At 73.4% G+C, this 13,295-nt stretch carries 9 protein-coding genes; 3 read left to right on the top strand and 6 right to left on the bottom strand.

The genetic code is table 11. The features are described from left to right. Window positions 1-28: 28 nt before the first annotated feature. Window positions 29-412 (top strand): thioesterase family protein, encoded by a 384-nt coding sequence (locus QP090_RS36185; RefSeq protein ID WP_285944268.1) that lies wholly within the window; start codon window positions 29-31, stop codon window positions 410-412. A 471-nt stretch (window positions 413-883) separates the two neighbouring features. On the opposite strand, the gene QP090_RS36180 is transcribed toward QP090_RS36185, so the two are convergent. The 3 genes from QP090_RS36180 to QP090_RS36170 all read right to left on the bottom strand — a co-directional run bounded on the left by QP090_RS36180 (window position 884) and on the right by QP090_RS36170 (window position 5,189). Then, a complete protein-coding gene (locus tag QP090_RS36180) occupies window positions 884-1,813 on the bottom strand; it encodes an ABC transporter permease (RefSeq protein ID WP_285944267.1) in 930 nt (309 codons plus the stop codon). After that, window positions 1,810-4,383 (bottom strand): alpha/beta fold hydrolase, encoded by a 2,574-nt coding sequence (locus QP090_RS36175; protein WP_285944266.1) that lies wholly within the window; start codon window positions 4,381-4,383, stop codon window positions 1,810-1,812. Before QP090_RS36175 ends, QP090_RS36180 begins: the two co-directional genes overlap by 4 nt. Window positions 4,384-4,589: 206 nt before the next feature. Then, complete coding sequence (locus QP090_RS36170; protein WP_285944265.1) at window positions 4,590-5,189, bottom strand: TetR/AcrR family transcriptional regulator; 600 nt, start codon at window positions 5,187-5,189, stop codon at window positions 4,590-4,592. Between the two features lie 123 nt (window positions 5,190-5,312). Between QP090_RS36170 and QP090_RS37590 the strand changes: the two genes are divergently transcribed. Both QP090_RS37590 and QP090_RS36155 read left to right on the top strand, forming a co-directional pair. Beyond that, a complete protein-coding gene (locus tag QP090_RS37590) occupies window positions 5,313-7,916 on the top strand; it encodes an MFS transporter (RefSeq protein WP_349666536.1) in 2,604 nt (867 codons plus the stop codon). Window positions 7,917-8,090: 174 nt separating this feature from the next. Beyond that, a complete protein-coding gene (locus QP090_RS36155) occupies window positions 8,091-8,918 on the top strand; it encodes a YceI family protein (protein WP_285944264.1) in 828 nt (275 codons plus the stop codon). Between the two features lie 82 nt (window positions 8,919-9,000). Here the strand turns inward: QP090_RS36155 and QP090_RS36150 are convergent, their stop codons facing one another. The 3 genes from QP090_RS36150 to QP090_RS36140 form a co-directional block, all read right to left on the bottom strand. Continuing rightward, entirely contained in the window at window positions 9,001-9,984 is a 984-nt protein-coding gene (locus tag QP090_RS36150; protein WP_285944263.1) for a SecDF P1 head subdomain-containing protein, read from the bottom strand. 255 nt (window positions 9,985-10,239) lie between these two features. Then, window positions 10,240-11,328, bottom strand: coding sequence for a 2-oxoacid:ferredoxin oxidoreductase subunit beta (locus QP090_RS36145; protein WP_285944262.1), 1,089 nt, complete (start codon window positions 11,326-11,328; stop codon window positions 10,240-10,242). Further along, complete coding sequence (locus tag QP090_RS36140; RefSeq protein WP_285944261.1) at window positions 11,321-13,162, bottom strand: 2-oxoacid:acceptor oxidoreductase subunit alpha; 1,842 nt, start codon at window positions 13,160-13,162, stop codon at window positions 11,321-11,323. Before QP090_RS36140 ends, QP090_RS36145 begins: the two co-directional genes overlap by 8 nt. Between the last annotated feature and the right edge of the window lie 133 nt (window positions 13,163-13,295).

Here is a 13,295-nt window from a genome sequence, read left to right as displayed (position 1 = left end):
ACTCCGCGCGCGGCAGCAGGATGGGGGCATGACACCGGTACCGGGGCTGCGCGCCGAGACGCTCATCATGGTCGAACGTGAGGACACCGCCCAGCGGGTGGGCAGCGGCGACGTGCCGGTCCTCGGCACGCCGCGGCTGCTCGCCTTCGCCGAGGCGGCGACGGTCCAGGCCGTCGGCCCGCACCTGGAGGAGGGGCGGACGTCGGTCGGCACCCGGATCGAGCTGGAGCACCGCGCGGCCAGCCCGGTCGGCATGCGGGTCACGATCGCCGCCGAGCTCACCGAGGTGGACGGAGATCGGCTGATCTTCGACTTCTGCGCGCTGGACGAGCACGGCACCGTCGTCGCCCTGGGCCGCATCGAGCGGCTGTCGGTCGACCGCGAGCGGTTCCTGGCCCGCCTGCCGGCCTGACCCGCGGACCGGGCCGGCGGCTGAAACGCGGGCCTCGCCGGGGGCGCGGGGAAGGTGCGGGCAACGACGCGGGGCCTCCCGTGCCGGGTGGCGCGGGAGGCCCCGGTCCTGCACGACCCCGCGGGAGACGGGAGGTTCTGGAGATCAGTACGGCAGGAGACGTCCCGACGGGGTCCGGAGGTCGAGCGGGCTCGGTTGACGTGGGGGCTTGGGGCGCTTGACGAGCTGCTGCCGTGCCATGGTGATCATCTCCCCCGTCGGGCCGGGTGCTAACCCGCCGATCGAGCCGATGTCGCTGTCACTTCCTACGACGCGGTCGCCGGGTGTGAAGTTCGACGAGCTTATGCGACATCCTCGACCACTTCGACCGATTTTCTGGACGCGAACGCGTGCGTGCGGTGGTGTGACGGCCACGGAAGGTGATCGGCGGCGGGGTGGCCGCATCCGGTCCGCAGGCAGAAACGGTGATCGTCAGGACACCACGTCGCGGGTGCGGAAGCGGCGGAACGCGAGCGCGAACAGGACGACGGCGTAGGTCACCGAGACCGCCGTCCCCTTGACCATCCCGGTCCACTGGATCTGCGGCTGGAGCGCGTCCATCCAGGCGTACATCCAGTGGGTCGGCAGGAAGTCGCGCCAGGAGCCGAGCGCGGTGACCGCGTCCAGGATGTTGCTCACGATGACCAGCCCGACCGCGCCGCCGACCGCGCCGAGCGGCGAGTCGGTGGTGACCGACAGCAGGAACGCCAGCGCGGCGACGACGAGCTGCGCGACCAGCGCGTACCCGACGATGACCGCCATCCGGCCGAGAGCGGTGCCGGCCGGGACGGCGCCGCCGGTGGGCAGCTCGACCGGACCCCAGCCGAACGCGGCCGTGCCCGCGACCAGCGACATCAGCGGCAGGCAGAGCACCGCGACGACCGAGTACCCGAGCGCGACGGCCAGCTTCTGCCGCAGCAGCCGCGCCCGCGGCACCGGCGAGGCCAGCAGGTACCGCAGCGACGACCAGCCCGCCTCGCTCGCCACGGTGTCGCCGCAGAACAGCGCCACCGCCACCACCAGCAGGAACCCGGTCGACACGAACAGCGCGAACAGCGTGAAGTTGAGCGCGCTCGACGTCGCCACGTCGACCAGGCTCGGCATCCCGTCCGGCCCGCCGGGGTCGCCGCCGAGCTGGAACGCGGCGACCAGCACCCACGGCAGCACCAGCAGGATGCCGAACGCGAACAGCGTGCGCCGCCGCCGGAACTGCCGGACGGCCTCCACCCGCAGCGGCAGCGTCCGCCGCACCCCGTACCCGCCCGCCCCGCCGCGGTGCCCGCCGCCGTCGCCCGCAGGGGCGGGCACGGTCTCGGCGCCGCCGGGCGCCGCGGTCGTGCTCATGCCGTTCGCGCCGCTCACGCCGGTCCTCCCCGATCGCCGATGATCTCCAGGAACGCGTCCTCCAGGCGGCGGCCCGAGGTGCCGACGATCTCGGCGACCGGCCCGGCCGCGACGCGCCGTCCGCGCGACATCACCACCGCGTGCGTGCAGGTCTGCTCGACCTCGGCGAGCAGGTGGCTGGAGACGATCACGGTGCGGCCGGCCGCGGCGTACCGCACCAGCACCTCGCGCATCTCGCGGATCTGCGGCGGGTCCAGGCCGTTGGTGGGCTCGTCGAGCACCAGCAGGTCGGGCAGCCCCAGCATCGCCTGCGCGATGGCCAGCCGCTGCCGCATGCCCTGCGAGTACGTGCGGACGGCCCGGTCGAGCGCGCTGCCGAGATCGGCGATCTCCAGCGCCTCCTCCAGCCGCGCCTCGCCCGCCGGGCGGCCGGTGGCCCGCCAGTACAGGTCGAGGTTGTCGCGGCCGGACAGGTGCGGCAGGAACCCCGGACCCTCGACGAACGACCCCAGCCGCGACAGCACCGGCGCGCCGGGCGTCACCCGGTGCCCGAAGATGCGGATCTCGCCGGACGCGGGATGGATCAGGCCCATCAGCATCCGCAGCGTGGTGGTCTTGCCCGCCCCGTTCGGCCCGAGCAGGCCGAGCACCTGCCCCTTCTCGACCCGGAACGACAGGTCGGACACGGCGAGGTGCCCGTTGCCGTACGCCTTGGTCAGCCCGGTGATCTGCAACGGCACGCCGCCGAGCCCGGGGTCGTGCCCGGCGGGCGTCCGGTCGCGGCGTCCGCGCCGTCCGGTCGCCAGGATCCCGGCCGCGACGGCGAGGCCGGCCAGCGGCAGCACCCACACCCAGCCGGGCACCGGCGCGGCCGGGGCGCGCAGCGCCGGGACGGCGGGCACCGTCAGCCCGGACACCGCCCGCACCTTGTATGTGGCGGGCCGCGGCGGCGTCGCGAAGCCCATGTCGGTCGTCGCGAGGACGAGCCGCAGCCGGTGCCCGCGGTCGAACCGGTAGTCCATCGCCGGGAGCGTCACCGTGACCTCGCGCCCGCCGCCGGCGTCCGCGACCCGGAGCGGCGCGGCGATGCGGCGCGCGGGCGACGCGCCGCCGCCCGGCGCGACGTCGTACAGCTTGGCGAACAGCGGGACGTCGCCGGGCCCGGTCACCTTCACCCGGACGGTCGCGGCGCCGGTGAGCCGGAGCGGACGGCCGAGCGGCGCGGTGTCGAACGTGGCGGCCTGCCCCGGCATGTCACCGAACCGCCCGCCGAGCGCGCCCGCGCCGCCGAGGTCGCCGAGTCCGCCGAGCGCGCCCAGGCCGGGCAGCGCGGAGACCGAGGCGGGCGAGCCGCCCGCCGGATTGTGGATCGTCTGCTCCCGCCCGCCGAGCGCGAGCGTCCGCGGGGCGGCGCCGAGGCCCGGGTACGCGCGGGCCGTCGCCGCCTCCACGATCACCTTCTGGGTGGACGAGTCGATCCCGCCCGCGCGCGTCACGGTGAAGCCGTGCGGGGACGGTGTGCCGGAGCCGCCGCCGCCGGTCCCGAGCCGCTCGTCGAACCAGCCGCGCACCATCCCGCGGATCCGGGCGGTCTCGGCGTCGCCGCCGTCGTGCCCGCCCTGGAACCAGACCACCGACACCGGGGCGCCGTTGCGGGCGATGGCGCGGGCGTTGGCGTCGGCCTGGTCGAGCGGGAACAGCGAGTCGGCCTGCCCCTGCACCAGCAGCGCCGGCACCTTGATCCGGTCGGCGACCGACGCCGGGCTGGAGCGCCGCAGCGTCTCGATCGCCTCGGGCGTGGCCCGCCCCTTCTCGGCGATCTCCTGGTACATCGAGCACAGCGAGGGCAGGAACCGCCCGCACGCGGACCCGTTCCCGGTGCCGCCGCCCGCGCCGGAGCCGTCGGATCCGCTGGTGAAGAAGATCCCGGCCCACAGCTTCTTGAAGACGCCGGCGTCCGCGCCCGCGCCGGTGGCGTCGGGGAACAGTGCGTCGGGGAGGCTGTTCCAGGTGATCTGCGGGGCGATGGCGTCGACCCGCCGGTCGTAGGCGGCGGCCATCAGCGCGATGGCGCCGCCGTACGACTCGCCGGCCATGCCGAGCCGCGGGTCGCCGGGGCCGTCGAGCCGCACGTCGGGACGCCCGGCGAGCCAGTCGATGAGCCGCCGGACGTCCTTGACCTCGTAGTCGGGCGAGTTCAGCGCGATCTCGCCGGTGGAGCGCCCGAACCCGCGCGCCGACCAGGCCAGCACCGCGTATCCGGCGCGGGCCAGGTCCTCGGCCTCGCCGCGGACGTCGTCCTTGGAGCCGCCGAAGCCGTGCCCGAGCATGATCGCGGGGCCCTGGGCGCGTCCCACCGGACGGTAGAAGGTGGTGTCGAGCGACACCCGCTGGTCGTCCTTGGGGCCGTCGACGACCTGGATCCGCTGGTCGAGCGTCCGCACGGCCGGCTCGCCGCCCGCCGCCAGGCCCCAGACCGCGCCGCCGCCCGCCAGTACCGCCACCGCGGCGCCGGCCGCGGCCAGGCGCGTGCCCCGGCCCGACCCGTCCCACCGCTCCCGGAGCCGCGCGGCTCCCTCCAGCCTCATGCCGAGAAGCCTATGCGGCACGGGGCGGACGGCCGCTCCGCCGCTCAGTCGATCTTGGCTGCGCCCGCCGCCGTACGGCTGTCCCCGCTGTTACACCCGAGGACGTACACGCCAGCCCTGGGTAACCGTGGGGTCGCGTTCCGTGGCCTTTCGGGCTCCCTGAACCGGCCACGCACCGCGACGCAGGCGCGGGTCAGCCGCTCGGGTCAGCCGCGCGGGGCGAGGGCGTACTCGAACATCCCCGTCAGCCGGTCGGCCAGTTCGGCCGGGTCGGTGTCGCGCAGGTCGTCCAGACCCCACATGCGGCGCACCGGGCCGCCGCCCATGATGATCGTCGCGGCGAGGAGCGCCCGCGGCCGGGGGGACGGGCCGTCGAGCTGCTCGACCAGCGGCTCGACCAGCACCCGGTTCATGTGCTCCCGGACGATCTCCTTGACCTCGGGGTTGCCCACCGACCGGTCCATGATCCGCGACAGGGTGGTGGCCGGCCCCCGGTAGACCTGCCGGACGAAGTGCTCGGCGAGCCGCCGGGCCAGCGGCACCCCGTCCCGGCTCAGGACCCGTCCGGCGATGACGGCGCGCAGGTCGGACTCGCCCTCCAGGACCTCGCCGAACAGGGCGGCCTTCGAGCCGAAGTAGCGGTTCACCAGGGCCACGTTGGCGCCGGCGGAGGCGGCGATCATCCGGACCGTGACGCCGTCGTACCCGTGCTCGCCGAAGAGGTCGCGTGCGGCGTCCAGCAGGCGCTGCCGGGTGGCCTCCCGGTCGCGTTTCGGACGTGCCTTGACCCCTGCCTCGACCTGCATCGTCAGTCCTTGCTCCCGGTGTGCCCAGACCTGTACCAGTATCCAGTGAGTTGCAAGTAAACATGCGTGTACATAGGATATATGCAAAACACAGGTAATTGACTTCTCCTTGGGGGCAGCAGGGTGGCTCAACCGAGCACGGCGTCGCTTGGTCCGGCGGCGCCGGAGCCAGTGCGACCGCACTACACACACCGCCAGATCCTGGGGATCCTCTCCGGTCTGATGATGGCGATGCTGACCGCGATGATCTCCACCTCGGTGGTCAGCACGGCGCTTCCGACGATCGTGGGGGACCTCGGGGGACAGGACCAGCTCTCCTGGGTGGCCAGCGCGTCGCTGCTCACCATGACCGCCTCCACCCCTCTGTGGGGCAAGCTGTCGGACATCTTCGGCCGCAAGCTGATGTTCCAGACCGCGCTGATCCTGTTCGTGGTGGCCTCGGTGGGCGCCGGCCTGTCGCAGGGCATCGGCCAGCTCATCGCCGCCCGCGCCTTCCAGGGCCTCGGCGTCGGCGGCCTGTCCGCGCTCGCCCAGGTGATCCTCGGCGACGTGGTCGAGCCCCGCCAGCGCGGCCGGTACGCCGGCTACATGGGCGCCGTCTTCGGCGTCGCCACCGTCGCCGGCCCGCTCCTCGGCGGCTTCATCGTGGACGCCGACGGCCTCGGCTGGCGCTGGTGCTTCTACGTGTGCATCCCGCTCGCGATCGTCGCCTACCTGGTGATCCAGCGGGTGCTCAAGCTGCCGAAGGTCAAGCGCAACACCAGCATCGACGTGCTCGGCGCGCTCACCATCACCGCCAGCGCCACCACGCTGATGCTGCTGCTGTCGCTCGGCGGCCAGGAGTTCGCGTGGAACTCCGCCTGGAGCTACGCGCTCGGCGGGGCCTCGGCGGTGCTGCTGATCGGCGCGGTCTTCGCCGAGCGGGCGGCCAAGGAGCCGATCCTCCCGCCGCGGCTGTTCCGCAACCGCACCTTCGTGCTGGCCGGCATCGCCTCGGTGTGCGTCGGCATCGCGATGTTCGGCGGCATGATCTACCTGCCGCAGTACCTCCAGATCGTCAAGGGGATGAGCCCCACCGCGTCCGGCCTGATGACCCTGCCGCTGGTGCTCGGCATGTTCGTCACCTCGACCGGGTCCGGGCAGATCGTCACCCGCACCGGCCGCTGGAAGATCTTCCCGGTGATCGGGCTGGTCTTCGTGGCCGCCGCGATGTTCCTGCTCTCGCAACTGCACACCGACTCCAGCAAGCTGGTGATCGGCGCGGACGTCGCGGTGCTCGGCGTCGGGCTCGGCCTGACCCTCCAGATCCTGATCCTCGCCGCGCAGAACGCCGCGGCCCCCGCCGACCTCGCCGCGACCACCTCGGGCGTCTCGTTCTTCCGCAACCTCGGCGGCGCGATGGGCGTCGCCGCGTTCGGCGCGATCCTCAGCAACCGGCTCACCGCCGAGCTGACGGACGCGCTGACCTCGGCGCACGTCAGCCCGCCCGCGGGCAGCGGCACCGCGCTCGGCTCGCCGGACGCGATCCACGCGCTGCCCGAACCGTTCAAGCACCTGGTGCTCGAATCGTTCACCAAGGCGCTCGAGACCGTCTTCATGGTCGGCATCCCCATCGCGGTCCTCGGCTTCATCGTGGTCCTTGCGTTCAAGGAGATCCCGCTCAAGGGGTCGGCGTCGACCAAGACCGTCCCCGCGCCGCCGCAGGACGACGTCCCGGCCGCATCCAAGACCACCGCCGTGCCCGGCCACGGCGCGGACCCCCTGGCCGCCCTCGGAGGCGGGCACGCGCGCGGCACCGCGCAGGAGGCCGGCGAGCTCGTGTCCGTCGGCTCGAACGCGAACGGAGTACCCGGCGACATGACCATGTCCAACGGGACGGCCCCGGGCGCCGCCGATCTGGCGCCGGCCCGGCCGCTCGCCCAGCAGGCCACCCTGGCCTCGGCCGGGAACGGGCAGCCCGCCCAGGAGGGCGTGCCGATCCGCGGCCTGGTCCGCGGCGCCGACGGCACCCCCGTCCCGTCCGCCGCGCTCACCCTGATCGACGTGGGCGGGCACCAGCTCGGCCGCGCCATCACCCAGTCCGACGGCCGCTACGCGCTGCCGACGCCCGGCCCCGGCACCTACGTGCTGATCGCCGCGACCGGCGAGCACGAGCCGCAGGCGGCCACCCTGGTCGTCGGCGACCGGCCGGTCGACTTCGACCTGCTGCTGGCCGGCAACGGCGGCCTCGCCGGGACGGTCCGCAGCGCCGACGGCACCCCGATCGCGGGCGCCATGGTCGTGGTCACCGACGTCCGCGGCGAGGTCGTCGGCACCGGCCGCACCGGCGCCGACGGCGACTACGCCTTCAAGGACGTGGTGAGCGGCACCTACACGCTGGCGGTCAGCGCCGCCGCGCACCGCCCGATCGCGCTGCCGGTCGAGATCGTCGGCAACGGGCAGAGCCGGCACGACGTGGAGCTGCCGCCCGGCGCCCGGGTGCGCGGCACCGTCCGCGACGAGGCCGGCGCGGCGATCGGCGACGCCCGGGTCACCCTGGTCGACGCGGCCGGCAACGTGGTCGCGATGATGATCACCGGTTCGGACGGCGAGTACGCCTTCACCGACCTGACCGGCGGCCAGTACACGGTGATCGCCTCCGGCTATCCGCCGGTGGCCACCGCGCTGTCGCTGTCGGGCAGCGGCCAGGAGGGGCACGACCTCAAGCTCGGCTACCCGGACGAGTGACCGGCGCGATCCCGGGACCGGCGCCCATCGCCGGCCCCGGGGACAGCACCGCACGCCGCACGCCGCGTGCAGGGCGAAGGCGGCGGGACGCGGGACGACAGAACACCGGACGCCGGACGCCGGAACACCGGGACGGCAGGGACCACAGTGGCGAAGTCAGGAGTACGGGCGTTCATGGATGAGAGTCGCGGTCTGCGCGGAGCGGTGCGGACCAAGGACGGCTGGGCGGTGCGGCACGCCATCGTCACGGTGACCGACCTGATGGGCCGCCAGGTGGCGCGCGCGCAGGCCGGGGAGGACGGCGTCCTGACCGCCGGGCCGCTGCCCGCCGGGACCTACACGGTGATCGTGACCGCGATGGGGTACCAGCCCGCCGCGTCCACCCTGATCGTGAGCAGCTCCGGCACCGCCGACCTCGGCACACTGGTGCTGGCGCGCGCCGGCGGCACCGAGCTGCCGCCGCCCGGCCCGTGGACGATCGACCCGGCGCACTCCAGCGTCGCCGCCGTCGCCCAGCACCTCGGGCTGTCCAGTGTGCGCGGCCGGTTCGCCGCGTTCGAGGGCCGCATCGAGATCGCCGAGCCGGTCGAGGGATCGCGGGTGGTGGCGCGGATCGAGGCCGCGTCCATCGACACCGGCAACGGGACGCGCGACGCGCACCTGCGCTCGGCCGACTTCCTGCACGCCGACGCGCACCCGGCGATCGACTACCAGGGCCTCGGGCTGACCGCGCTCGGCCCCGACCACTGGACCGTGCACGGCCACCTCACCCTCAACGGGATCACGCAGCCGGTCGACCTGGACCTGACCTACCTCGGCACCGGGCCCGACCCGTGGGGCGGGGTGCGGGCCGCGTTCCGCGCGACCGCCGAGCTGCGCCGCGCCGATTTCGGGATCAAGTTCAACCAGATCCTGGAGGCGGGAATCTCCGCCGTCGGCGAGAGCCTCAAGGTCGAGCTGGAGATCCAGGCCGCCCAGGGGGAGAGCCTCCCGGAGATCTGACCCCGCATTTCGCGGCCCCCGCATTTCGCGGCCCTCGGCATCCCGTGTCCCCGGCCCCCATCGCCTTCCGCGGCGGTGGGGGCTACCCGCCTTTCAGCGCGCGGATCAGCCGGGCGGCGTCCTTGCGGCTCGGCTGGCCGGTGACCACGACCTTGCCGTCGAGGATCGGCATGTCGACCCGGGGCAGCGTGACGATGGTGTTGCGCACCACGAACGCCAGGTCGTGGCCGACCGTCGCGCGGGTCAGCGCGGCGAACGCGCGCCGGTCGGCCTTGCGCAGGGTGACCGCGACCTCGTAGTCGCTCCCCGCCGTCCGCGACTTCTGCACCCGCAGGTCGGCGACCTCGCGGATCGCGATGCCCTGCGTCATCTGATAGCAGGTCATCCCGCCGACGGCCTGCGCGCTGACCCCCTGCGTCCCGTTCGGGCACTGCCCCGGCGCCGTCTGCGTCACCGGGTAGACGTGCAGCGGCGCGGCCAGCGCGACCGGGCGGGTCCGCATCTGACCGGCGATCATCCCGCCGGTCACCGCGACCGCCGCGATCAGCAGCCCGAGCGTGATGACCATGACCAGCAGCGCGGACCGGTGCTGCCGCAGCGCCTTGGCCTCGGGGGTGCCGCCCTTCCGGGCCAGGCCCTGCCGCTGCGCCGCCCGGCTGCGCTTGGCCTCGGCCGCCGCGCGGTGCCGTTCGGCCGAACGGGCCCGGCGCCGCTGGTCGGGATCGGGCATCGCCGGGGGCTCCACCGGAGGGGCGGGCGCGGCGGCGTCCCCGCCCTTGCGGCGTCCGGCCTTCCGGCGCCCGCGCTTGACCGCCTTGGCCTCGGCCCGCGCGGCCTTCTTCGCGGCCCGCCGTCCCACCGGGCCGGACCCGCCGGGCAGGTCGGACGCGCCGGGCAGGTCGGACGGCCCCAGCGGCTGCGTCGGCGGCAGCGGCTCCTCGACGGTCACCGGGGCCCGCACCTGGACGGGCGAGGAGGGGGAGGGGACCGTGGGCTCGTCGGGGCGGACGGGCTCGGCGCCGGGCGCGCCTTGACGACCCTTGCTGCGGCGTGGAACGACCCGCATCGTCACCTCCCCGGGTGCATGATCTCCCCAGTCTTCCAGGACGCGCCCGGCTCACGCAGCGTGTGACCGACCGAACCCGGCCATCGGTTCGTTCCCGATTCCCGCCGTGCTCACCCCGTGATAGTCCGGTGCTCGGCCCGCGACAGGCCCGGCCCGCGGGCCGGGCCCGCGCCACGCCAGGCCGTGATCGGCCCGTGACGCGCGAAGGCCCGGACCCCGCGGACGGGACCGGGCCTTCGCGAGCGGAACCGAGGGTCAGTCGATGCGCCAGGTGTCGCCGCTGGCGAGCAGCGCCGCCAGGTCGCCCTGGCCCTGCGCCCCGACCGCCTCGTCCACCTGGCCGCGCAGCAGCTCGTCGTAGGACGGCCGGTCGACGTTGCGGAAGATGCCGATCGGGGTGTGCTCGAACGCCGGCGAGTCGAGCCGCGACAGCGCGAACGCCTGCGACGGGTCCGGGTTGCTCGCGTCGTGCACCGCGATCCGGGACGGGTCGACATCGGCCACGTTCGCCACCTCGAACGACCCGGCCGGGTTGCGGACCAGCGCCTTCTGCCGCTCGGCGCCGAACACGATCGGCTCGCCGTGCTCCAGCCGGATCGTCACGTCGTCGCGGACCGAGGGGTCCTTCAGCGGCTCGAACGCGTTGTCGTTGAAGATGTTGCAGTTCTGGTAGATCTCCACCAGCGCCGTGCCCTCGTGCTGGGCGGCCTCCCGCAGCACCGACTGGAGGTGCTTGCGGTCGGAGTCGATGGTGCGGGCCACGAACGTGCCCTCGGCCCCGATCGCCAGCGACAGCGGGTTGAACGGGGAGTCCAGCGAGCCCATCGGGGTCGACTTGGTGATCTTCCCGACCTCGGAGGTGGGCGAGTACTGCCCCTTGGTCAGCCCGTAGATCCGGTTGTTGAACAGCAGGATCTTCAGGTTGACGTTGCGGCGCAGCGCGTGGATCAGGTGGTTGCCGCCGATCGACAGCGCGTCGCCGTCACCGGTGACCACCCACACCGACAGGTCCGGGCGGGAGGTGGCCAGCCCGGTCGCGATCGCGGGCGCGCGGCCGTGGATCGAGTGGAACCCGTAGGTGTTCATGTAGTACGGGAACCGCGACGAGCAGCCGATGCCCGAGACGAACGTGATGTTCTCGCGGCGCAGGCCGAGCTCGGGCAGGAAGGACTGGACCGCGGCCAGGACGGCGTAGTCGCCGCACCCGGGGCACCAGCGCACCTCCTGGTCGGTCTTGAAGTCCTTCATGGTCTGCTTCTGGTCGGTCTTGGGCACCAGCGAGAGCGCGGAGCGCCCCCCGTTCCCGTTCAGCCCGTTCACTCCGTTGATCGCCTCGTCACTCACTGTCGATCACATCCTGGATCACGTTCTGGAGCTCTTCGGCCTTGAACGGCAGACCGCGGACCTGGTTGTAGCCGATGACGTCGACCAGGAACCGGCCGCGCAGCAGCAGCGCGAGCTGGCCCAGGTTGATCTCCGGGACCACGACCTTGTCGTAGGACCGGAGCACCTCGGCGAGGTTGGCCGGGAACGGGTTGAGGTGCCGCAGGTGCGCCTGCGCGACCTGGCCCCCCTCGCGGCGGACCCGGCGGACGCCCGCCGAGATCGCCCCGAACGTGCCGCCCCAGCCGAGGACCAGCACCTTCGCCTCGCCGGACGGGTCGTCCACTTCCAGCGGCGCGATGTCGGCGGCGATCCCGTCGACCTTGGCCTGGCGGAGCCGGGTCATCAGGTCGTGGTTGGCCGGGTCGTAGGAGATGTTGCCCGATCCGTCGGCCTTCTCCAGGCCGCCGATCCGGTGCTCCAGCCCCGGCGTGCCCGGGATCGCCCACGGCCGGGCGAGCGTCTCGGGGTCGCGCTTGAACGGCTGGAAGTCCTCCTGGCCGGCCTCGGCGAAGCCGGGCTCGATCGTCGGCAGGTCGGCCACGTCCGGCAGCTTCCACGGCTCGGACCCGTTGGCCAGGTAGCCGTCCGACAGCAGGATGACGGGGGTGCGGTAGGTGACCGCGATCCGGGCCGCCTCCAGCGCCGCGTCGAAGCAGTCGGACGGCGACCGCGGCGCGATCACCGGGACCGGCGCCTCGCCGTTGCGGCCGTGCATGGCCTGGAGCAGGTCGGCCTGCTCGGTCTTGGTGGGCAGCCCGGTGGACGGCCCGGCCCGCTGCACGTCGATGACCAGGAGCGGTAGCTCGGTGGCGACCGCCAGGCCGATCGTCTCGCTCTTGAGCGCGAGGCCCGGACCGGACGTGGTGGTGATGCCGAGCGACCCGCCGAACGAGGCGCCGAGCGCCGCGCCGACCGCGGCGATCTCGTCCTCGGCCTGGAAGGTGCGCACCCCGAACCGCTTGTGCTTGGACAGCTCGTGCAGGATGTCGGACGCCGGGGTGATCGGGTAGGAGCCCAGGTAGAGCGGAAGGCCGCTCTGCACCCCCGCCGCGACCAGCCCGTATGCCAGCGCGACGTTCCCGGTGATGTTGCGGTAGAGGCCCGGGTCGTGCTCGGCCGGCTTGATCTCGTACTGCACCGAGAACGCCTCGGTGGTCTCGCCGTAGCTCCAGCCCGCCTGGAACGCGGCGATGTTCGCCTTCATGATCTCGGGCTTCTTGGCGAACTTGCGCTCGAGGAAGCCGACGGTGCCCTCGGTCGGACGGTCGTACATCCACGACAGCAGCCCGAGCGCGAACATGTTCTTGGCCCGCTCGGCGTCCTTCTTGGACAGCTCGAAGGCGGCGAGCGCGGTCACCGTCATCGAGGTGAGCGGCAGCGCGTGCACCCGGTACTCGCCGAGCGAGGCGTCCTCGACCGGGTTGGCGGTGTAGCCGACCTTGGCCAGGTTGCGCTTGGTGAACTCGTCGGTGTTGACGATCAGGTCGGCGCCGCGGGGCAGGTCCCCGAGGTTGGCCTTGAGCGCGGCCGGGTTCATCGCCACCAGGACGTTGGGCGCGTCCCCGGGGGTCAGGATGTCGTGGTCGGCGAAGTGCAGCTGGAAGCTGGACACGCCGGGAAGGGTCCCGGCCGGGGCGCGGATCTCGGCCGGGAAGTTCGGCAACGTCGACAGGTCATTGCCGAACGCCGCCGTCTCCTGGGTGAAGCGATCGCCGGTCAGCTGCATACCGTCACCGGAGTCACCGGCGAAACGGATGATGACGCGGTCGAGTTGCTGGACCTTTTTGGTCACAGAGGAAGACCTCCTCGACGCGCAGCACCCGTCCTGGGGGAGGCACCCAGGATCGTGATGCTACTTAGGCTTACCTTCATGGTATGTCCGGGAAGCACGTGCTCTCCCGGGGCCGCCACTCCGCCCGTCATGT

Source organism: Actinomadura xylanilytica (genome assembly GCF_030283145.1).
In the GTDB taxonomy this organism is placed as follows: Bacteria; Actinomycetota; Actinomycetes; order Streptosporangiales; family Streptosporangiaceae; genus Spirillospora; species Spirillospora xylanilytica.
Note: the sequence above shows the minus strand (reverse complement) of the source record. Positions and strands in the feature narration are given on the sequence as shown.

What these genes read in the sequence shown, in the direction of transcription:
- QP090_RS36150 (WP_285944263.1), bottom strand. Translation starts at nt 9,984, where the DNA reads ATGCGGGTCGTTCCACGCCGCAGCAAGGGTCGTCAAGGCGCGCCCGGC.
- QP090_RS36175 (WP_285944266.1), bottom strand. Translation starts at nt 4,383, where the DNA reads ATGAGGCTGGAGGGAGCCGCGCGGCTCCGGGAGCGGTGGGACGGGTCG.
- QP090_RS36170 (WP_285944265.1), bottom strand. Translation starts at nt 5,189, where the DNA reads ATGCAGGTCGAGGCAGGGGTCAAGGCACGTCCGAAACGCGACCGGGAG.
- QP090_RS36185 (WP_285944268.1), top strand. Translation starts at nt 29, where the DNA reads ATGACACCGGTACCGGGGCTGCGCGCCGAGACGCTCATCATGGTCGAA.
- QP090_RS36155 (WP_285944264.1), top strand. Translation starts at nt 8,091, where the DNA reads ATGGATGAGAGTCGCGGTCTGCGCGGAGCGGTGCGGACCAAGGACGGC.